The organism is Cognaticolwellia mytili (genome assembly GCF_002104475.1).
GTDB lineage: Bacteria > Pseudomonadota > Gammaproteobacteria > Enterobacterales > Alteromonadaceae > Cognaticolwellia > Cognaticolwellia mytili.
The window spans coordinates 449,644-469,999 of record NZ_NBOF01000001.1; the positions used below are offsets into that span (position 1 = coordinate 449,644).

Below are 20,356 nucleotides of genomic sequence, written 5' to 3' on the forward strand. Positions count from 1 at the left end.
GCTCTAAGGACTATGTTCCTTAGAGCTTTTATACTATAATCGATCGACTTTTTTCGATGATAATCATTAGATTTTCTAATTATTGTCATCTTCATCTACAGATAAATGGAAAAACACCATGAATTTGCATGAGTATCAAGCGAAACAATTATTCGCTGAATATGGATTACCAGTTTCTGAAGGTTTCGCTTGCGATACCGCTCAAGAAGCTGCTGAAGCTGCTGACAAGATCGGCGGCGATATGTGGGTTGTTAAAACTCAGGTTCACGCTGGTGGACGTGGTAAAGCTGGTGGTGTAAAGCTAGTTAAAACTAAACAAGAAATCAAAGATTTCGCTGAAAACTGGTTAGGTAAAAACTTAGTTACTTACCAAACAGATGCAAATGGTCAGCCAGTAGCTAAAATTTTAGTTGAAAGCTGTACAGATATTGCTAACGAATTATACCTAGGTGCAGTTGTTGACCGTGGTTCTCGTAAAGTAGTATTTATGGCATCTACTGAAGGCGGTGTTGATATTGAAAAGATTGCTGAAGAAACTCCAGAGTTAATTCACCAAGCTGAAATTGATCCATTAGTTGGCGCTCAACCTTACCAAGCTCGTGAACTAGGTTTTAAACTAGGTTTAAACCCAGTACAAATGAAGCAATTTGTTAAGATCTTCTTAGGTCTTGCTAAAATGTTTGAAGATTTCGATTTCGCATTATTAGAAATCAACCCGTTAGTTATCACTGACGAAGGTAATCTTCACTGTTTAGACGGCAAAATTGGTATTGATGGTAACGCTTTATACCGTCAACCTAAAATCCGTGAAATGCACGATCCATCTCAAGAAGATGAACGTGAAGCTCATGCGGCACGTTACGAATTAAACTACGTAGCATTAGATGGAAACGTTGGTTGTATGGTTAACGGTGCAGGCCTAGCAATGGGTACTATGGATATCGTTAACTTACACGGCGGCAAGCCTGCTAACTTCCTAGATGTTGGCGGCGGAGCAACTAAAGAACGTGTTGCTGAAGCATTCAAAATCATCCTTAGCGATGATAACGTATCAGCTGTTTTAGTTAACATTTTTGGTGGTATCGTACGTTGTGACATGATCGCTGAAGGTATTATCGCTGCTGTTAAAGAAGTAGGCGTTCAAGTACCAGTTGTAGTACGTTTAGAAGGTACTAACGCTGAAGCTGGTCGCGCTGTATTAGCTGCTTCTGATGTTAACATCATTGCTGCTGAATCATTAACTGACGCAGCACTTAAAGTTGTTGCCGCTGCGGAGAGCAAATAATGTCTGTATTAATTAACAAAGATACTAAAGTAATCTGTCAAGGTTTCACTGGTGGTCAAGGTACTTTCCATTCAGAACAAGCGCTTGAGTACGGTACACAAATGGTTGGTGGCGTAAGCCCAGGTAAAGGCGGTCAAACGCATTTAGGCCTTCCAGTATTCAACACAGTACGTGATGCAGTAGAAGCAACTGGCGCAACAGCTACAGTTATCTACGTTCCTGCACCGTTTTGTAAAGATGCTATTTTAGAAGCTATCGATGCTGGCATCGAACTTATCGTAACTATCACTGAAGGTATCCCAACTTTAGATATGGTTGACGTTAAAGTTAAGCTTGAGCAAACTGGCGTTCGCATGATTGGTCCTAACTGTCCAGGTGTTATCACACCAGGCGAGACTAAGATTGGTATCATGCCAGGTCACATTCACTTACCAGGTAAAGTTGGTATTGTTTCACGTTCTGGTACATTAACGTACGAAGCCGTAAAACAAACTACTGATGCTGGTTTTGGCCAATCTACTTGTGTAGGTATTGGTGGTGACCCTATCCCAGGAACTAACTTCATCGACGTATTGGAAATGTTCCAAAACGATCCTCAAACTGAAGCAATCGTAATGATTGGTGAAATTGGTGGTACTGCTGAAGAAGAAGCTGCAGAATACATCAAAGCTAACGTTACTAAACCTGTAGTATCTTACATTGCTGGTGTTACTGCACCAGAAGGTAAGCGTATGGGTCACGCTGGCGCGATTATCGCTGGTGGTAAAGGTACAGCTGATGAGAAATTTGCTGCGCTTGAAGCGGCTGGTGTTAAAACGGTTCGTTCTTTAGCGGATATCGGTGTAGCACTTAAAGAGAAAACGGGATGGTAAGCGATTCGCTTACAGCTTGTAGTTCTTGATAAAAACCCGCTGATTAGCGGGTTTTTATTTGCCTGTTAATTAGTTAGTATTGTTTTTGCTGTTTTAATAGAGGTGTCATAGTGAACGAAATACCTAATGTAGATAATAAAGGCTCAGAAGGTGCTCAGGTAGCAGAGTCTAAAAATTTAGATGTTACTGATTCACCTCCTTTCAATGACATGTCTCAAGTTGTTCAAGGTTTAGCTGCAAATCATACAAAAAGTTTGGGGGGAGAGCTTGCATCAAAGTTGTTAGCAGGAAGCTTCACTCAATTAACTAAAGATCTTAATGAAAGCAGAAAAGACGTTATCAAACTAAGAAATAAATTGGACGCCAAATCAAGTGAATGTCAAGACTGGAAAGAGACAGCTATAAAACGTTTAGAAAAGTTAAAAGCTAGCTCTAGGGTTAGAAAGATAGGCATGGTTTCAATTACCATCGGAGCTACAGTAATAGGTATTGGTGTTGAACTATATAAAAATAAATTCAATACAATTGCCATTGTTTTATCTGCGCTAGGTGCTCTTTTGCTTCTAATAGGTTGGTTTGCAGATTTAGGAGATAACGATGATAGTTAATATGTTGTCTGAATTGACGATTTCTGGTGTTGTTGATAGAGGTATTGCTAATAGTGAAAGAATAGCTATTCAAGTAAATGAGACTATAAATACGGGTCAATATGGGGTTATGGTTGGTCATCAAACAGTTAATTGTCCAGTTGAAATGGCGATACCTATAAAAGATCACTTATTTTGGTTTGGCGATGCCATTTTAAATAAAAATGATTGGATTTTCATTTATACAGGACCTGGTAAGGCATTTGTCTCAGATTTGGAAAATGGAAATAAATTATATAGTACTTACTGGGATAAGCAGCAAACAATTTTTGCTCAAACTAATATTGTACCTATGCTTTTTAAAGCTGATGCAGTACAAGTCGGTGGTGTAGCTCAAAATGCATTGCAAAATTGATACATCAAACCTACTTAATTTTAATAATTTTAGAAGGGCACTCACTCTAATAATAATTAGACGGACACTCATTCTAAATTAATGACTTGGAGCTCGTTTACCTGTTTGGCGTCGGGGTGCCGACGACACCCAAAGAGGGTTAAACGCCGAACCCTCTCTGGACTCACCCGGCGCTGCAACATTAAACGTGTTTCCTCCATGCTGTCCAATATTCTTCGACGTACCAGCGCAGAACGTACATCCATGTACTAACTGCGCTTTCACTGGCATCCATGCCAGTGATACGTGAATATTGGCCATCATTTCGGCGTTTAATGAAGCAGACTTAGTGTTTGATTCATCGTTCGTAATTCTCCTTTTGTTTATTTAGAAAACAAAACTGCAACGATCACTAGATCCCATCTCAGCTACGGAAACTGAATTTAGATAAGTGCGATGTTTATCGGAGCCACGGATGGCGGAGACTGCCGTGTGAATGGACGGTTTTCGGCAGGTTTGAACATTGCACCTAAATTGAGTTGTAGTGTTTTTGCTGAGTAGGGCGCCACGGGGAGTCCAGAGGGGCGTTTGGCGTGCAACGCCCCTCTGGGTGTTGTCGCCACTGCGACGCCAAGCAGTGAATTAAGCTCCAAGCCATTCAATTTAAAAGCAATAACAGTGACACTCACAGTAACTTGCCGTCGCTATATTAAAGAAATTAGGTGGACACTCGCTGTAAATTATCTGCTTGGAGTTTGTCTACTGGTTTGGCGTCGGGGTGCCGACTACACCCAAATAAGAAAAGGGAGGCTAACGCCGCTCATACTTCCTTGGCTCTGGACTCACCCGGCGCTGCAACATTAAACGTGTTTCCTCCATGATGACCAATATTCCGGCGTTTAATGAAGCAGACTTAATGTTTGTTTCTACCTTTGATAATTATCCAAAAGGTTATTAAGAGTTTGTGATATCAACGATCTCTTAGTCCCATCTCAGCGTTGAAATGTTAATTTTTTGTCAGCAGTTAATCGATGACAGCCATGGATGGCTGGAGCTGACGTCGCGCAGGGACGAGCATTCGTCAGGAATCTATAACTGCAAAAATTATTATTTCAGTTTGAGCTGAGCAGGGCACAGTGGGGGATGCAAGGGGGAGATCTGTGTCTATTTCCCCCTTGCGTGTAGTCGGCACCCCGACGCCAAGCTGTGATTCAAACTCCAAGCGTTTGGATTGTTTAAGTTAATAATTAGACAGGCGCCTACTATAAATTTTCAGGTTTGGCGTTTACTTACTTTTCAATTCTATTCATTTTGAGCGTTGCCGTTTATAATGCCGCCATTAATTTTATAGCCTTGAAGAGTAATATGAACTTCCCAAAAGATGAAACTGGTAAAGTATTGTTTGAAATGAAAAAAGCAGGTATCGATTTAACCGTGATGCATACAATTGTTTTTTTTCACTTATTTGAAAAACAAGAACAAGCAGAGGCTATGGCGGCTCATCTTGCTGAAATTGCACCTAATATTACTTGTGATGTTCACATTAATGAGAATCCAAAAGTATGGGATTTAGATTGTTCAATAAAAACAGTCCCGCTTTATGATGCAATCATTGCTCAAGAAGCTCAGTTTGAACAAATCGTAACTCAGTTTTACGGTCATACTGATGGCTGGGGAATTGAAGCTTAAATTGCTAATGCTATAGCTGAAACTTATCAGGTGTTGCATTTACTTTTTTGTATTTGTAATTGGATGGTAAATGCGAGTAACTCCGACGAGATAAGATAAGCTAATTTACTCGTCGAAGTTTCAGGAAGCGAATAATTGCTGGGTGAGAAAGCTTTATTTGGTGTTGAGGTGCTGATTTTATCTATTAAAGAAAAGTGAGACTAACGTTGCTCACACCTTCTTACTCACAACTAACTGTAAAATATCAAAGACTATTTTTAGCGGGCTCTTTTATTACATTTTCTCACACTCCTCCCACATTTCACTCACAAAAGACATAAAGAAATGAACGTCAGTTAGCTCTACCATTCCCTTATCAACAACGAAATAACAATTCCTGGGAATTAATATTATGAAAAAATCACTTGTTAGCGTCGCATTACTTATAGCATCTTCATCTGTTTTTGCAGAAACTGAGTATCCGGAAAATCCAGTATTGAGACCACTTACTTTAACTGATGGCACTATTGCTGTAAGTGGAGCTTTAGGCTGGGGAGAAGAGCAAGACGATAGCCGAGGCGTACTTAACTTAAATGCGGCATATGGCTTAACAGATGATTTAACAATTGGTCTTGGCGGGCTTAATTATCGAGTTTTAGCTCGTGAAAATAATGCAATGGGCCTAGAGTTAGCCGTAGGTGCAGGCGTTAGAGGCTTTAACAAAGCAATTATCAACGGTGACTCTGTAGCTTACGGTGCGGATTTAAATGGTAAGTATGTGTTTAATAAAAATATTGCGATGACTTTTTCTTTAGGCTATGTAAAGTGGGATGAAGAGAAACAAAAAAATAAAGACGAGTATCGCTATTCAATAGGCTTAAAAACAAATGTTGCAAAGGACTGGACTACTAGTGTGAATTATACTTACCGTGATTTAAAAGACTTCACACAAAGCGATGCTCATGAAGTAAATGTGGGTCTCAATTATGCTTATAGTAAAAGTACCGATGTTGGCATGTTTGCTGGCTATTCAAGCTTTGATGCACAACAAAATGGTTATAAACTAGATAACAATTTTGATCGTGTCGCCGGTGTTTACGCAGCCTATCGTTTCTAAATAGCCCCTACTAAGCCATTAACTCGAATAGGAAATTAATAAACACGCCTTTGAGATATGACACATTGTCTCTCTTAAAGGCGTTTCAATACGTACTTTCAAGCAAGCTACTATTAGCCGTCGGCGTTTATACTTGAAATTAACGCTGCAAGGCAAGCTTCATTTTCTTCATGCGGTACCTGACAAGTACCTGCTGCATGATGACCACCGCCATTATATTTTAGCATTAATTCACCAACGTTGGTTTTCGAGCCACGGTCAAAAATAGATTTTCCGGTCGCAAAAACTGTATTTTGCTTTTTAAGCCCCCACATAATATGAATTGAAATATTACACTGTGGAAATAAAGCATAAATGACAAAACGATTACCTGAATAAATAATCTCTTCTTCTCTTAAATCTAAAACAACTAAGTTGCCATGAACTGTCGAACAACGCTTAATTTGTTCTTGAAATTTTTCTTCATGATCAAAATAAAGATCTGTTCGTTCTTTTACATCAGGTAGTGCTAACAATTGGTCAATGGTGTGATCTTTACCGAAATCAATTAAGTCCATCATTAATTCATAATTTGAAATACGAAAATCTCTGAAGCGACCTAAACCAGTACGTGAATCCATGATGAAATTGAGTAGTTCCCAGCTTTTAGCATGTAAAACTTCAGCCATGTTAAATTGTGCAGAATCACCTTTGTCAACGGCTTCCATCATACTTTGCCAACTTGATGGAAAGGTATCTACTCCGCCGTAGTAATCATATACAACGCGTGCTGCTGACGGTGCATCGGGATCTATAATATGATTGCTTTTTTTTTCATTACGCAGCGTTTCACTGTGGTGGTGATCAAAAGCAATATGAACGCCGTCGACAAATGGCAAGTTAGTGGAAATATCGTTTGAACCCACCTCAATAACACCATCCTGCATATCTTTAGGATGAACAAAGATAATATCGTCTACTAGCTTTATATGTTTGAGGAGAATGGCACAAACTAAGCCGTCAAAATCACTACGGGTTACCAAACGGTATTTTTTATTATCTGACATTTCTTATCTCCAGGAGTTATAACTTTTATGATTTAACACTACATTGTTTATTTAAGCACAATATCAGAGGATTGATTAGGGGGAGATCAATTTTATCCACAAAGTCGGCTTTTTTATTTTTTGGTTTTAGTTTCTCAATAGTGACAAATAGCGGATTTTTAGATTTGATTTTTATCATGTACGAGAAACCAATTCAAACCGTGAAAGCTTACTGAGGTAGTTATCAAGCTAATGAATTACGAAATGAAGTCATAAAGGTTTAAAAATTTAAAGGTAAAATGCTATTTTAATTCAGCATGTTAGGTGTATGCATTGTTAAGCACTTTTACGGGCGCTATTTTTAAATAAGTGTGGTATTAGCCCTCTTGTGAACGTCAGAACACTTAAATGGATTTTAGGCTATAGTTCCCCAAGAGAAGCATTTTTGTTAGCAGAGCAGCCATGCTATGAATGTAGATTGTGCTGCGCTGCTGCAAAATATAAAACAAACTTCTAGCCCTTGGTTGTTGAAGCTTATAATTTACTTTGTTGTTGTATTTAGGTTGTAACGTCATCATTTTGTTCTTTGCTTGCAAAACTGGCTATGACTTGCTCTTTAAAGCTATTAAGGCCTTGTTGGACAAAGTCGTAAGTACTATCAATATTAGTAGCAATATCGCCTTCAAGTACCGATAAACTTTCTAAAATGTCTTTCGCGTCGTCAAAGCCGGTATCGATACCAGAACTGATAACGTTTAAAAATTCATTTAGCGACTCTTCTTCACTCAGATCTCTATTTTGGCTTTTAAAGGCCTCATAGTATGCGGTTGCTCCTTGTACTATGCGTTTAGCGGTAGCCTCAGGTGATACGTCTACTTCTGACTCGTAAGCAGCTTGAATCGCATTTTCTCCTAATGCCGGCTCTAACTGTTTATTTATCTCTTCAATAGCGGTTTTATACAGCAACTGCATCGGATTACCTGCGGCACTATTACTGGCCGCGGCTTCGAGTATGGCAGCATTCTGCATTTTTTTAGTTTGCTGAAAAGCGCTCAATTTTACTTGCTCTGTTGTGTTCACGTTTGCTTGAGGTTTGTTAGGGGTAACTGCTTCTTGACCCTTCGGTTGAATTTGCATAGTGACGGCCTATTGAATTGGAATAAAAGTAAATTCATCGTTTATAATTATAGCGAGATACTGAGTAAATAGCAGTCAGATGTTATCTGGGCTAGATCATAAGTCATATAATTACCTGAAACTATTATCGGCTGATCTCAAATTTTCTTTACATAAATATCTGGATTTTATTTCAGCTGTTGAGCGCGTTGATGCGAGCAACAGCCAAACGTAAAATATCTGATAGCATAACCTTAATGCTTAGTAAGGGTAAGTGAGCTTGTCGCTATTGAAATGTCATGGCTAAAATAGCTTTTGCTTTTTGTCGAGGTAGGCAGCTAGCCAGTGGCTTTTCACTAAATTTCTTCTTACTCACTTGCTGCGGTTGAGACTGCACTGCTTGTGCTTGCCAAAGTACTTTAACTTTGCATTTAACACCATGTTCATCCTCACTATAGATTATCTTAATTGATTCAGTACGTGTGATCAGCAACTTATAGGGATAGCCCATTGCTGAAGTCAGTTTTGTTTCTGTCAAACCTTCTGTATTTTCATTACTTTTTGCGCTAGCAGTGAGTAATAAAAGGCTTAAAATTAGTAATGTGTTGAAAAATAATTTCATAAGGTTCTCGATGTTGATAGTGAATGACCTTAAGTAAATTAAAGCTTGTATAAGCAAGTCACAAACGATATAAATTTAACTACACTTAAGTTTTTCTAAAGTATTGTTATGCGAATGCCACCGTTAAAATCATTACAAGTCTTTCTTTGTGCTGCTCGCCATCATAGTTTTAAACGTGCGGCAGAAGAACTCTTTGTTACCCAAGCCGCTATCAGCCAGCAAATTCGCTTATTAGAAAACTATTTTGATACACCGTTATTTATTCGAGAAAATAAGCAAACACGTCTTAATGCCCAAGGCCAACGGCTATTTCCTTATATAGAGAACGCTTTTGAGCAAATTGAGTTAGGCGTTAATGCCGTTAGTGGTGAGCCCAATGCCAGTGAATTGAAAGTCAGTGCTTTGCATTCATTAACATCGCTAATATTGATCCCGCGCATTAATGACTTCCAAGAGAAAAATTCAGATGTTTGCGTACAATTTATTCCGAATAATCATCTCGATTCTTTTATGTTACACAATGTAGATATCGCCATTAGACGTGGGCTTGGCGATTATGATGGGTTAGAAAGTCGTAAGCTTATTGATGATGAGATAATTTTAGTGGCGAGCCCTTTATTACCCGGTGTTGATAGTCAAGATCCAGCAACTATTTTAGCCTTAACGTTACTTGAAGATACCAGCAGTGATATTCAAGAAGCGATTGATGATTGTTGTGTAACATTTGGTTTTGTAAAAGCTGATTTGAATACTTGCTTACGTACCACTGATGCATTGCCTATTATTCAAAATGTGCTCGCTGGGCAGGGCATTGCTTTTGTTAGTCGAGCATTGGTGAATAAAAATATTCAATCAGGGCAATTACTTAACCTTTTAGATTATGCTTTTGATAGCCCACGGACACTGTATTTAGTTGCGCCACCACAGCACTTTAATTGGCCAAAAGTTAAACGCTTTGAGCAATGGGCACAGAAACTATTTTCAAGCGAACCATAAAGTAGTTGGTTTCTAAGCTATTAAACCTCCGAGTTATTGGCGACAGCTCTGACAGTTATCGCTAATGTTAATCACCATATTTAGTGCTATTAATAAAAAGTAGCCAGTAAAGTGGGCAGAATTTAAGCTAGAACAACAGAAAACAGCACTTGATGGGGATTTTCTCGCGATGATGTCTGGTCAAAGTAAATCCCATTGCGCTATAATCGCTTTTTTGAAAATAACCGTGTAATACTTCATGAAGTTCCCCGGACGCCGTCAACACAAACATTATTTCCCTGTAGATCATAAAAATCCTTTAACCAACCAAATCAATAGTGGTCAACAATTAGTGAAAAACTATATTGTCGGTATTGATCAAGTTTTGGTTGATATTGAAGCGAAAGTGGATCAAGCGTTTTTAGATGAATTTGATTTACACCGTGGTATGTCGCAAGTTATTTCTGATGAAGTCACTGCTCGGTTATATCAACGGTTAAAAGATGAGTCATTAATTAACTATGAGTTTGCCGGTGGTACTATAGGGAATACAGTACATAACTATTCTGTATTAGCTGATGACCGCTCGGTATTGCTTGGTGTTATGTCAAAAGACATTCATGTTGGCGATTATGCTTATCGGTTTATCAGTAATACTTCTTCTCGTGTTGATTTAAATTATTTGCAACCCGTTGATGGTCCAATTGGTCGTTGTTTTACCTTGATTGATGATACTGGCGAACGTACTTTTGGCATTAACGCAGGACTCATCAATCGCTTGCATCCTGATTCAATTGATGAAGCATTAATTGCAGAAGCTTCAGCTTTGGTGATCAGCTCTTATTTAATGCGTACGCAAGAAGGCGACACCATGACACAAGCCGCGATTAAAGCGGTCGAGTGTGCTAATGCTGCTAATGTACCTGTTGTATTGACTTTAGGTACAAAATTCTTAATTGAAGAAGAGCCTGATTTTTGGCGCGAGTTTGTTAAAAAACATGTCAATATATTAACGATGAATGAAGAAGAAGCATTAGCAATCACGGGTATTTCTGATCCATTGGAAGCGGCTGATAAATGTTTAGACTGGGTTGATATGGTGATTTGTACTGCCGGTAAAGAAGGTTTATACATGGCGGGTTATGTTGATGAAAAATTTAAGCGTGAAAGTGAACACCCGCTTATTTCAGGTTGTATCAGTGATTTTAATCGTTATGAGTATTCGCGACCAATGTCGTTAAAAGACTGTGAGAATCCAAGGCGAATTTATACACATTCTGCGCCATATATGGGCGGGCCTGAAAGTATTAAAAATACTAATGGTGCCGGTGATGCTGCGCTTGCGGCTGTATTACATGATTTAAGTGCTAATGTTTATCACAAAAATACCATGGCGAATTCAAGTAAGCATGATCAACCCGCGTTGACTTATTCTTCGTTATCACAGATGAGTAAATATGCTAATAGAGCTAGTTATGAAGTATTAGTGCAGCATTCTCCACGCTTATCTCGTGGCTTACCGGAACGAGAAGATAGCTTAGATCAAGCATACTGGGCTAAGTAACGACCATTTCATAAAGCCTTATTGAATAGATTATCTAATCGCTGGATTCAATAAGGTTTTATCTGCTTCGCTATAACTGTGCAGCGATAACGACTACAATAGCGCTTTGTTTTAATGGCAAAGTAAATCGCATTGCCCATTAAGCGAACGCTTTAGCTGAGAATACTGATCTTCTATGACAACATTAACCACACATAAATCATCACAACGACGTTTGCTTATTGCATTAGCAATCACCAGTGTTTTTATGTTGATACAAGTTATTGGTGCAAGTTATGCTAATTCCTTGGCAGTATATGCTGATGCTGGGCATTTGTTTGTTCATAATAGCTCTTTGTTTATTGCGCTTATTGCCTCGACATTAGCAATAAAATTTGGTCGTACTTTTAGTGATGGTTATCGCCGTTTAGAGCTTTCTGGCGGTCTAATTAATGGCTTTTTATATCTAGTGATTAGTTGCTGGATATTATTGCAAGGTGCTGAACGATTACTGGGCCATGAACATCATGATGAACATGAAATAAATACCTTTGTTATGTCAGCTGTTGCCTCACTAGGCTTCTTATTTCATGCCGCCTCTGCTTTTGTATTATATAAAGGTCGTAAAGATAGCGTTAACGTTTACGCGGTGTTTTTACATACCTTCTTTGATTTATTGTCGACTGTTGTCACTTTTGTCACCAGTATTGTGATCCATGCCACGGGTTGGACAATTTTTGATTCTTTATCCAGCATTTTAATTTCTGTATTTGTACTATTTACTGGTTCAAAATTATTATATAAGTGTATTAAAGGCTTGTTTTTTAATGGTGTTAGGCTACCTGCACTAAAGAAAATTGAGCAAGCATTACACGATGTTGAGCATATTGATAACGTACATAATTTAATTGTTAAAAGTGAAAATGGCGCTGTAGTCGTTGGTGCGCATATCGTTTTAAAGCATAAGTGCACTTTAGAGAAACATGATGAAATTTGCCGCTTTCAAGTTGAAAAAATGCTGAAAGAGCAATTTAATGTTGAAGAGAGCGTACTACAAATAGAGACCGGCGGCTGTCAGCACCCGTAATTTCAGCACTTATATTTAGTTATCTTCCTTTGTAAAGACTTTACGAATTGGAGCCAGGATAAAGTAATATTCTCCAGGTTAATTCATTATCAACTCTATTTTCTTAAACCTTTCTTCGTTTAATATCTATGAACTCATAAGGGTTATTGTCATGCCATTGTCATTTTTCATTCAAATTATTGTCATATCATTTTATTAGTTTAAGACAAACACTTTAAATGAGTCTTAATGATGAAAAATAAATATTGGCAGATTGAAGAATTCGACGAGTTTGATGATCAACTTGAAACTCAGAAAAAGAAAGTAAATAGACAAAGCAAGCGAAAATGGCGAGAAATAGAAGCCTATAAAGACCGCAGACGTGAGCAGCGTGAGCTTGCCTATTTCGATAACTTTGTGATCCTTTAGCTCGCTAATTAGTTATGCATAAATTTTGCAGCAAATTGATGTATTGCAAAAGAGCGAAGTGTTAACACAAGTAAACCAGCGCTTCGCTAACTGTTGTCAAAGTGAACTATTATGGAAATAATTGCTGTTATATAGGCGTAATCATAATGAGTTTAACTACCACTAAATACCATGGTTTTAGGTAAACCTCATAATATCCCAAACTCTGAATTTTATTTATGGCCCGTTTAAGTATGTTTCATGCTTATTCATTTTAATCTTGTTTGACTCTTTTGGCGGCGATGTCAGTAAAATTATGAGTAAAGAATCATTAGTCTTGTTTAAATGCGTTGATGCATTTATTAAAAATTCGTAAAAAGTAACCACTACGTCTTCCAATGGTACAACGTGATGTTGAAGAATACGAAAAAGGTATTGTTAAAGTATTGACTGGCCCAGATTGTAACCGAGGTAGAAAATGGATGACAACTCGACTTGTAATGCGGTGTTCTATAAACTGTGATTGAAATATCGGCTGAATAAATAATATTATATTCGGAATGTTCAGGGAAATAATGACGGTGATTTTTAAATGAAAACATTTACCATCATAATGTTAGTAGCAACGGTAATAACAACGTTGTTTAATATCAACGCAGTACATGCTGATACTTTAAAGCCTTTTAGTAGCGATGGCTGTAGTGCTTTTCCGGACGGCACTTTTGAACAAAAAGAACTTTGGCTATCTTGCTGTATTCGACATGATTATGATTACTGGCAAGGAGGCACGTATCAACAACGGTTGACCTCTGATCTTGATTTGAAATTGTGTGTTGCAACGGTTGGCCAACCTGAAATAGCTGCCTTGATGCTTGCTGGCGTACGGGTAGGGGGCACACCTTACTTACCAACTAAATTTCGTTGGGGATATGGTTGGTCGTACCCGAAGCTTTATGGTGAACTTTCAGAAAGTGAAATCAAACAAGTGAAAAAGTTGAAACCTGATTTAGACAGCATTTCGATAGATTAACTTTGATCTACGCCTCCAAATATAAAAATTAACTTTTTTAGTAGCTTATAAATACTTATTAACACTTGTCGTTTGTAATTCTTTATGTTTTAGGAGATATTAAGCTCCCTTATTTTTATGATTATATCTAATGTTACGAATAATCGATTTATCACTGCCTTCATTATTAGTTGTTGCTACTTTAATCCTAAGTAGTAATTTAAGTTATGCCAAAAACTCTTCAGTCAATAAACTTGATTTACATGAAGAAAGAATCGTGCAACAAGTTAACGCTAGCCTTCCTTTAGCATTACAAGAAATAGAGCAAGCAGTAAATATCAATAGCGGCTCAATGAATTTAGCTGGCGTTAAGCGAGTTGGCCAACTTGCTGAACAACAACTTTCTGCATTAGGTTTTGACGTGCAATGGCTTGATGGTAGCGCCTTTAATCGAGCAGGGCATATTGTTGCAACGCATAAAAGTCAGCAACCTAATGCGATAAAGATTTTAATGATCGGTCATTTAGACACCGTATTTGCCCAACATGATGACTTTCAACGCTTTAAACGCATTAGTCAGACAGAAGCGTCCGGTCCAGGTGTCGCAGATATGAAAGGCGGCAACACTATTATTATTTCCGCTTTGAGAGCACTTAAGACCTTAAAATTACTCGACAATGTAAGTATTCAAGTGATATTAACGGGTGATGAAGAAAGTAGTGGTAGACCATTAAGTTTATCTAAAAAGGCCATTGTAGATGGTGCAATTTGGGCTGATATTGCATTGGGTTTTGAAAATGGTGATAACAATATAGCAACAGCTATGGCGGCACGTAGAGGCTATGTTGGTTGGACTTTGAATGTATCAGGAAAAGCGGCCCATTCATCGCAAATATTTAGTCCACAAGTCGGCTACGGCGCCATTTATGAAAGTGCGCGAATATTAGAAGCATTTCGTCGACAGTTAGCCGATGAAAAAGGGCTAACTTTTAATCCTGGCTTAATTGTTGGTGGTACCAAAGTCGATATTGATGGTGCAAAATCAATGGGCACTACCTTCGGGAAAAGCAATGTAATCGCCCAACAAGTAACGGTAAAAGGAGACTTGCGTGCATTATCAAGTACACAAGCGCTCCGCGCGCAGAAAATTATGCAAGCCGTTGTAGCTGATAATTTAAATCAAACCACTGCCGAATTAGTTTTTGCTGAAGGTTATCCGCCAATGGCATTAACATCGAACAACAAGCGCTTACTTTCTCTATATAGTCAAGTTAGTCAAGATTTAGGATACAACGTGGTAGGAATCGCAAACCCGAGAAATGCAGGCGCTGCAGATATTTCCTTCGCTGCTAATCATGTTGCTATGTCGCTTGATGGTTTAGGGCTTATGGGCAGTGGCGCTCACACAAAAAACGAAGTAGCAGACTTGACTAGCTTGCATAAGAATATCGAAAAAACGGCAATATTAATTTATCGCTTAGCCGATAATGCTATTGCTGTACATTAACCATAACTATTAAGTTTTGCTTCTGTTATATATGCCCTGGTGATTGGGAACTGTATTCTCAAATGGTTTTGGTATAAGTCAACAATATAAAAGTAGAGCACAATAATAGTAAGTCATTGATAAGGAAATTAAATGGATAGCGTAGTACCCCAGCTTACAGATGCCACTCAGGATGATTTTAGTGACATTGCTACATTACATGCTAAGAGCTGGCAGGAAAACTATCATGAGGTACTTTCAGCAGATTATTTAAAAGATAAAGTTTTCAGCGAACGAAATACGCTATGGATAGAAAGGTCAACTTTTCCTAAAAATAATCAACAGGTTATTGTTGCAAAAGTTGATGGAGAGTTAGCTGGCTTTATTTGTGTTTTTGCTGACAACCATGAAAAGTACGGTACGATTATCGATAATTTACATGTTGCGGCCACGTTTAAAGGTTGTGGTATAGGTACTAAATTGCTGCAAGTTGCGGCGAAATGGGCTTATCAATTTGACGCAAGCTTACCATTGTATTTAGAAGTGTTGGCTTGTAACACAAAGGCGATGGGTTTTTATGCCTCATTAGGAGCCAAGCAGATTGCGACAGCATATTGGCATACGCCCTGTGGAAATCAGACAAAAGAATATGTTTATGGTTGGCACTCAGCTAAAACATTAATTTGCGGTCAATAGCTCTGGCTGACTAATCGGCTTTACCATTGGATTTCGTAGAGGTTCTGATAATCACCAAGTAGCTTTAAGTCACCGAATATCATAATAAACTGTAAATGGTGATTTTTAGCGGTTTAAGGGGGTAAAGAAGAAAGCTTGTAGTAATCAACGAAAAGCTAACTCAAGGTATTTATTTACTTTTTCATTATTTAATCGTTGTGGGGAGAGTTTTTCGACTATTTCTAAGGTTTGGTAAACTTTGCTCAATCCTACTTTATCGTCTAGGGGGATTTTTTCAAATGTTGGTGCTTCAATTGTCTCTTTAAGTAGTGATAAGGTATCTTTTAGTGTTGTTTGGAAATCTGTTTCCCGCTTTGCCTCATCAACGTTTGATATGATCTCTTTTGCTGCTTCCAATGTTCTGATTAATATTGTTAAGGCTTCACTTTTTCCTTCTGCTGAATCATCACTATCATTTTCCTTCTTTTTGTCATCATCACTTTTCAAGCGCTCAAGTAAGTTACCGAGAAAACTAGTCAAGCTTGTGGTCGCGTTTTCATTACCTGAGCTTTCACTTGTAGCCTCTGCGGCTGAGTTTGTTAACTTGGCATATTCTTCTTTAGAAATTAAACCTAGTTGATAAACGCGCTCTTTTAAGTCTTCAACACTGGCTAAACTTAGATCACTACCACTAAAAAATTCAGTACTAATAGTATTTATTTTTTGTGCTCTATTTGAAAGGTATAAATTGCTTTGATTACTGTTAGCCTCAGCAACTTTTTCTGCACTACTCTCTTTGTGCTTCGCAATAATGCTGTCAACCTCTGAGGTACTAGTCGTAGTTGCTGGAGTTGCAGTATTTGAAAGTGTGCTATAAGGGTTTAAGTTGCTAATCATGTTATGTTTTTCAAAAAATTGACATGTAAGTTTTAAGCAAAATATAGGCCAACCGTTAGAATTGATGAGGGATTGTTATTGTCGCGTAATGGATTTATTAAATACTATGCTTATTTGAGTACAATGTGCTTCATTAAGCTAATTATTTTTAATTCCTGTGGTTTTGGCTAAATACCTATTGAAATCAATTATAGGTCATTCTAAAGTGGTCTAGTTATTCAATATCTGTGTTGCTTTCACCCCCAATAGCCAGCTATTACTCGACAATTGCTCCTGCAGTGTTCTACTTACAGGTATCCGTGTCCTAATCAATCAAGCGCCTTGCTATTGATTATTTATTCTCACTTATTTAATTCACTTGGTATAATATCACTCTCAATATACGTGGTTGTGTATTGGTTAATTTTAATTATTATTTTGTAATTTTATTAGGTCGATATGATAGAAAAAGAATTAGTAAGTGTTTTGAATAAGCTGAGCAATCAAGCGATATTTTTTGGTCCACAAGGCTTTATGATCGTAGATACGCCAGCGGGATTAGAAGAAGCGCAATATGGTTTTGGTAAAGACGAAGCTGGGAATGATTTATCTGGCAGTAATACGGGTGACTGGCAAGCATCTTGGCTAATTATTGCGCGTGATACTGAGTTAGGCGACCCTTATTTCATTGATGCAAGCCAGGCTGAATATCCTGTTTATACAGCATTTTTGGGAGAATCTGGCTGGGAGGTCGAGCTAGTCGCCACATCTTTGTTGGGCTTTATTCATTGTATGAACCTGTTGCACAGTAATGGCGAGCAAGCTGAAGCTCAGTTTGTTCCCGATGATAACACTATCGTGGATGAAGCTGTTTTAGCTAGTTTGCAAAAAGAATTAAGTGAATGTGCTGGCAATCAATCATTTTGGAAAATGTTCTTTAATTGTTATCAAGATTGGCTATTAGAAGACTAGCAGTATTTATCAAATTTTTGCTGAGATTAAAGCGATAAAGGAGGTTACCACAGAGAGTATAATACTCATTATCGCCGGCTTGTTGAGTTTACTCGCCGCGATTATGCATTTAGGTTGTATATATTTTGGTGCATCTTGGTATCGCTATTTAGGCGCGAGTGAACAAATGGCGATGATGGCTGAACAAGACAGTTTCCTTTCGCTCGTATAGTGTTAGTGTTCATTTCTACTGTGTATCTACTTCGTGGCATTGCAGGTTTTTTTCTTATTTATAATCCACTTGGTAGAGCGCCTGAAGTTTGGTTTTGGAGCTCAAGTATCTGCTTGATTATTGCTGTGACGCATATTATTGGCCTAAAACAGGCATGGTTAACCTTATCCTAAGCTCTAATCAAATTTTAGTTTAAAACTGAGTAATATCTGGTACTTAAAAGTACGTTTATTTGATGTTTTTGTTAATTAATTACTAGTGAAATGACAGCTTAAGTTACAAATGAAAATGTTTGTTTATATTTAACTTGATGTTTTTATTGAGATGTTTTGCCTTTTTAATTTAAATTACGTTGAAATTTAAATTAGTGGTTGGACCACTGGTCGGATGTGTGTATACTCGATAGCACTTATGCAGAAATGCAAAAAAATTATTATTAAAAGTGTTAGGAGTTAACCATGCTGAGTTATAAAGCGCCAATCGCAGATATCAAATTTTTGTTTGAAGATGTATTTAATTATTACGGTCACTACAAGAAGCATCCTGAATTTGAAGAAGCAACCCCAGATTTGGTTGATGCCATTATGGAAGAGTGTGCAAAATTCAGTGAAAATGAACTATTACCACTTAATCAAAGTGGCGATGAAGAAGGCTGTACTTTTGATAATGGTACGGTAACAACGCCAAAAGGCTTTAAAGCAGCGTACGAAAAATTTGTTGAAGGCGGCTGGCCTAGTTTATCACACGCTGTTGATCATGGCGGCCAAGGTTTACCATCATCATTAGGTATGGTGGTATCTGAGTTAATGGGCACCGCTAACTGGTCTTGGTCTATGTACCCAGGCTTAAGTCATGGCGCAATGAATACTATTGATACTCATGGTACCCAAGAGCAAAAAGCACTCTATCTTTCTCGTTTAATTGAAGGTTCTTGGACCGGCACTATGTGTTTAACAGAGCCACAATGTGGTACTGATTTAGGCCAAGTTAAAACCAAAGCTGAGCCTAATGGCGACGGTACTTATAACCTTACGGGTACTAAGATCTTTATCTCAGCCGGCGAACATGATCTAACTGATAATATTATTCACATTGTATTAGCAAGATTGCCAGATGCACCTGCAGGTACTAAAGGTATCTCATTATTTATCGTGCCAAAAATGCAAACTGATGAACAAGGCAATATTGGTGAATTTAATAATGTTTCTTGTGGTTCTATTGAGCACAAAATGGGCATTAAAGCATCAGTAACGGCGGTGTTAAACTTTGATAATGCGAAAGGTGTGTTGATTGGTCCTGAAAATAAAGGTTTAGAATGTATGTTCACCTTTATGAATACGGCTCGTGTAGGTACTGCATTACAAGGTGTCTGTGCAGCTGAATTGGCTTATCAAAACTCATTGATTTATGCTAAAGAACGTTTATCAATGCGATCGTTATCAGGCACTAAACACCCTGATAAAGTGGCTGACCCGATTATTTGTCATCCTGATGTACGTAAAATGCTCATGACACAAAAGGCGATTAGTGAAGGTGGTCGTGCCATGATTTACTATACGGCGAAACTGGTTGATGAAATTGAAAGCGCTAAAACTGACGAAGACCGTAAAAAGGCGGATGATCGTTTAGGCTTTATTACACCAATTTTAAAAGCGTTTTTAACTGAATTAGGTCAAGAAAGTGCTAACCATGGTTTACAAATATTTGGTGGCCATGGCTTCATTAAAGAATGGGGCATGGAACAAATTGTCCGTGACACTCGTATCTCGACACTTTATGAAGGTACGACTGGTATTCAAGCACTTGATTTATTAGGCCGTAAAGTACTGATGACTCGAGGTCAATCATTGAATGCTTTTGCTAAAGAAGTTCTAATCTTCTGTAAAGACCAAAGTATGATTTCGAGTAATCCACATAAACGTCAAATGAATAAATTTATTTGGCCATTAAGCACAACCGTTGCAAAATGGCAGCAATATACCATTCGTTTAGGTCTAAAAGCTAAAAAAGACCGCGATGTTGTCGGCTCTGCTTCTGTTGACTTCTTAATGTATTCTGGCTACGTGGTTATGGCTTACTTTTGGGCGCAAATGGCTCAAGCTGCATATGAAAAATTAGCAACAGATGTTGAGAATCGAGATTTTTATCGAGCGAAAATTAAAACGGCTGAGTTTTATTTTGAACGTTTATTACCGCGTACTAAGTCACTTGCAGTAACCATGATGGCTGATCCTAAAACGTTAATGCAGTTAGATGACGAGTTATTATCTTTCTTATAGTAACTGCTTAAACCTGGCTATAAGCTCAGTAGTAAAAACAGTTAAGTAATGAAATTTTAAAGCCGTATTCTAGTAGAATACGGCTTTTTTGATCTTGAAATAAGATCTTAAATTTATGTTTAACAATAACAAAAAGCAATAACGCTCAATTTTTAGCATAAAGGCATTAA

The 20,356-nt window shown here is 37.9% G+C and carries 20 protein-coding genes; 16 read left to right on the top strand and 4 right to left on the bottom strand.

All coding sequences use genetic code 11. The features are described from left to right. Positions 1-118 precede the first annotated feature (118 nt). The 6 genes from sucC (at position 119) to B7C41_RS01855 (ending at position 5,923) form a co-directional block, all read left to right on the top strand. The gene (sucC, locus tag B7C41_RS01820) at positions 119-1,285 is read left to right on the top strand and encodes an ADP-forming succinate--CoA ligase subunit beta (protein ID WP_085297049.1); all 1,167 of its coding nucleotides are present in this window, start codon (positions 119-121) and stop codon (positions 1,283-1,285) included. Then, the gene (gene sucD / locus B7C41_RS01825) at positions 1,285-2,157 is read left to right on the top strand and encodes a succinate--CoA ligase subunit alpha (protein ID WP_085297050.1); all 873 of its coding nucleotides are present in this window, start codon (positions 1,285-1,287) and stop codon (positions 2,155-2,157) included. The genes sucC and sucD overlap by 1 nt, the downstream gene beginning before the upstream one ends. Before the next feature lie 110 nt (positions 2,158-2,267). After that, entirely contained in the window at positions 2,268-2,765 is a 498-nt protein-coding gene (locus B7C41_RS01830; protein WP_085297051.1) for a hypothetical protein, read from the top strand. After that, positions 2,755-3,159 carry a hypothetical protein gene (locus tag B7C41_RS01835; protein ID WP_085297052.1) on the top strand — a complete coding sequence of 135 codons (405 nt, stop codon included), beginning with the start codon at positions 2,755-2,757 and terminating at the stop codon, positions 3,157-3,159. The genes B7C41_RS01830 and B7C41_RS01835 overlap by 11 nt, the downstream gene beginning before the upstream one ends. Before the next feature lie 1,344 nt (positions 3,160-4,503). Continuing rightward, complete coding sequence (locus B7C41_RS01850; protein ID WP_085297674.1) at positions 4,504-4,827, top strand: ribonuclease E inhibitor RraB; 324 nt, start codon at positions 4,504-4,506, stop codon at positions 4,825-4,827. A gap of 391 nt (positions 4,828-5,218) precedes the next feature. Beyond that, the gene (locus B7C41_RS01855) at positions 5,219-5,923 is read left to right on the top strand and encodes a porin (RefSeq protein WP_085297055.1); all 705 of its coding nucleotides are present in this window, start codon (positions 5,219-5,221) and stop codon (positions 5,921-5,923) included. A 113-nt stretch (positions 5,924-6,036) separates the two neighbouring features. Here the strand turns inward: B7C41_RS01855 and B7C41_RS01860 are convergent, their stop codons facing one another. The 3 genes from B7C41_RS01860 to B7C41_RS01870 all read right to left on the bottom strand — a co-directional run bounded on the left by B7C41_RS01860 (position 6,037) and on the right by B7C41_RS01870 (position 8,686). Further along, a complete protein-coding gene (locus tag B7C41_RS01860) occupies positions 6,037-6,969 on the bottom strand; it encodes a DHH family phosphoesterase (protein WP_085297056.1) in 933 nt (310 codons plus the stop codon). Between the two features lie 537 nt (positions 6,970-7,506). Continuing rightward, a complete protein-coding gene (locus B7C41_RS01865; RefSeq protein WP_085297057.1) occupies positions 7,507-8,085 on the bottom strand; it encodes a DUF5610 domain-containing protein in 579 nt (192 codons plus the stop codon). 265 nt (positions 8,086-8,350) lie between these two features. After that, positions 8,351-8,686, bottom strand: a complete 336-nt coding sequence (locus tag B7C41_RS01870; RefSeq protein ID WP_085297058.1) for a hypothetical protein — start codon at positions 8,684-8,686, stop codon at positions 8,351-8,353. Positions 8,687-8,800: 114 nt separating this feature from the next. Here B7C41_RS01870 and B7C41_RS01875 point away from each other — a divergent pair, with 114 nt between their 5' ends. The 7 genes from B7C41_RS01875 to B7C41_RS01905 all read left to right on the top strand — a co-directional run bounded on the left by B7C41_RS01875 (position 8,801) and on the right by B7C41_RS01905 (position 15,869). Continuing rightward, on the top strand, positions 8,801-9,682 hold the full coding sequence (locus B7C41_RS01875) for a LysR substrate-binding domain-containing protein (protein WP_158089067.1): 882 nt from the start codon (positions 8,801-8,803) through the stop codon (positions 9,680-9,682). 238 nt (positions 9,683-9,920) lie between these two features. Then, complete coding sequence (locus B7C41_RS01880) at positions 9,921-11,225, top strand: inosine/guanosine kinase (RefSeq protein ID WP_085297060.1); 1,305 nt, start codon at positions 9,921-9,923, stop codon at positions 11,223-11,225. A 175-nt stretch (positions 11,226-11,400) separates the two neighbouring features. Beyond that, complete coding sequence (locus B7C41_RS01885) at positions 11,401-12,291, top strand: cation diffusion facilitator family transporter (RefSeq protein ID WP_085297061.1); 891 nt, start codon at positions 11,401-11,403, stop codon at positions 12,289-12,291. A 228-nt stretch (positions 12,292-12,519) separates the two neighbouring features. Continuing rightward, the gene (locus B7C41_RS01890; RefSeq protein WP_085297062.1) at positions 12,520-12,699 is read left to right on the top strand and encodes a DUF3545 family protein; all 180 of its coding nucleotides are present in this window, start codon (positions 12,520-12,522) and stop codon (positions 12,697-12,699) included. A 592-nt stretch (positions 12,700-13,291) separates the two neighbouring features. Next, positions 13,292-13,708 carry a hypothetical protein gene (locus B7C41_RS01895; protein ID WP_143764297.1) on the top strand — a complete coding sequence of 139 codons (417 nt, stop codon included), beginning with the start codon at positions 13,292-13,294 and terminating at the stop codon, positions 13,706-13,708. 130 nt (positions 13,709-13,838) lie between these two features. Further along, positions 13,839-15,194 (top strand): M20/M25/M40 family metallo-hydrolase, encoded by a 1,356-nt coding sequence (locus B7C41_RS01900; RefSeq protein ID WP_085297063.1) that lies wholly within the window; start codon positions 13,839-13,841, stop codon positions 15,192-15,194. Positions 15,195-15,326: 132 nt separating this feature from the next. Continuing rightward, positions 15,327-15,869 carry a GNAT family N-acetyltransferase gene (locus B7C41_RS01905; protein WP_085297064.1) on the top strand — a complete coding sequence of 181 codons (543 nt, stop codon included), beginning with the start codon at positions 15,327-15,329 and terminating at the stop codon, positions 15,867-15,869. Between the two features lie 144 nt (positions 15,870-16,013). On the opposite strand, the gene B7C41_RS01910 is transcribed toward B7C41_RS01905, so the two are convergent. After that, on the bottom strand, positions 16,014-16,745 hold the full coding sequence (locus tag B7C41_RS01910; protein WP_085297065.1) for a hypothetical protein: 732 nt from the start codon (positions 16,743-16,745) through the stop codon (positions 16,014-16,016). 438 nt (positions 16,746-17,183) lie between these two features. Here B7C41_RS01910 and B7C41_RS01915 point away from each other — a divergent pair, with 438 nt between their 5' ends. The 3 genes from B7C41_RS01915 to B7C41_RS01925 all read left to right on the top strand — a co-directional run bounded on the left by B7C41_RS01915 (position 17,184) and on the right by B7C41_RS01925 (position 20,186). Then, positions 17,184-17,696: a hypothetical protein gene (locus B7C41_RS01915; RefSeq protein WP_085297066.1), complete on the top strand. Its 513-nt coding sequence runs from the start codon at positions 17,184-17,186 to the stop codon at positions 17,694-17,696. Positions 17,697-17,778: 82 nt separating this feature from the next. Continuing rightward, positions 17,779-17,907 (top strand): hypothetical protein, encoded by a 129-nt coding sequence (locus tag B7C41_RS20565; RefSeq protein WP_328590752.1) that lies wholly within the window; start codon positions 17,779-17,781, stop codon positions 17,905-17,907. A gap of 458 nt (positions 17,908-18,365) precedes the next feature. Next, positions 18,366-20,186: an acyl-CoA dehydrogenase C-terminal domain-containing protein gene (locus B7C41_RS01925; RefSeq protein WP_085297067.1), complete on the top strand. Its 1,821-nt coding sequence runs from the start codon at positions 18,366-18,368 to the stop codon at positions 20,184-20,186. Positions 20,187-20,356 lie beyond the last annotated feature (170 nt).

Coding starts and splice junctions, on each gene's coding strand:
- B7C41_RS01865 (WP_085297057.1), bottom strand. CDS start 8,085: ATGCAAATTCAACCGAAGGGTCAAGAAGCAGTTACCCCTAACAAACCT.
- B7C41_RS01850 (WP_085297674.1), top strand. CDS start 4,504: ATGAACTTCCCAAAAGATGAAACTGGTAAAGTATTGTTTGAAATGAAA.
- B7C41_RS01910 (WP_085297065.1), bottom strand. CDS start 16,745: ATGATTAGCAACTTAAACCCTTATAGCACACTTTCAAATACTGCAACT.
- B7C41_RS01915 (WP_085297066.1), top strand. CDS start 17,184: ATGATAGAAAAAGAATTAGTAAGTGTTTTGAATAAGCTGAGCAATCAA.
- B7C41_RS01880 (WP_085297060.1), top strand. CDS start 9,921: ATGAAGTTCCCCGGACGCCGTCAACACAAACATTATTTCCCTGTAGAT.
- B7C41_RS01890 (WP_085297062.1), top strand. CDS start 12,520: ATGATGAAAAATAAATATTGGCAGATTGAAGAATTCGACGAGTTTGAT.
- B7C41_RS01870 (WP_085297058.1), bottom strand. CDS start 8,686: ATGAAATTATTTTTCAACACATTACTAATTTTAAGCCTTTTATTACTC.
- B7C41_RS01905 (WP_085297064.1), top strand. CDS start 15,327: ATGGATAGCGTAGTACCCCAGCTTACAGATGCCACTCAGGATGATTTT.
- B7C41_RS01900 (WP_085297063.1), top strand. CDS start 13,839: ATGTTACGAATAATCGATTTATCACTGCCTTCATTATTAGTTGTTGCT.
- B7C41_RS01855 (WP_085297055.1), top strand. CDS start 5,219: ATGAAAAAATCACTTGTTAGCGTCGCATTACTTATAGCATCTTCATCT.
- sucC (WP_085297049.1), top strand. CDS start 119: ATGAATTTGCATGAGTATCAAGCGAAACAATTATTCGCTGAATATGGA.
- B7C41_RS01925 (WP_085297067.1), top strand. CDS start 18,366: ATGCTGAGTTATAAAGCGCCAATCGCAGATATCAAATTTTTGTTTGAA.
- B7C41_RS01895 (WP_143764297.1), top strand. CDS start 13,292: ATGTTAGTAGCAACGGTAATAACAACGTTGTTTAATATCAACGCAGTA.
- B7C41_RS01835 (WP_085297052.1), top strand. CDS start 2,755: ATGATAGTTAATATGTTGTCTGAATTGACGATTTCTGGTGTTGTTGAT.
- sucD (WP_085297050.1), top strand. CDS start 1,285: ATGTCTGTATTAATTAACAAAGATACTAAAGTAATCTGTCAAGGTTTC.
- B7C41_RS01885 (WP_085297061.1), top strand. CDS start 11,401: ATGACAACATTAACCACACATAAATCATCACAACGACGTTTGCTTATT.
- B7C41_RS01860 (WP_085297056.1), bottom strand. CDS start 6,969: ATGTCAGATAATAAAAAATACCGTTTGGTAACCCGTAGTGATTTTGAC.
- B7C41_RS01875 (WP_158089067.1), top strand. CDS start 8,801: ATGCCACCGTTAAAATCATTACAAGTCTTTCTTTGTGCTGCTCGCCAT.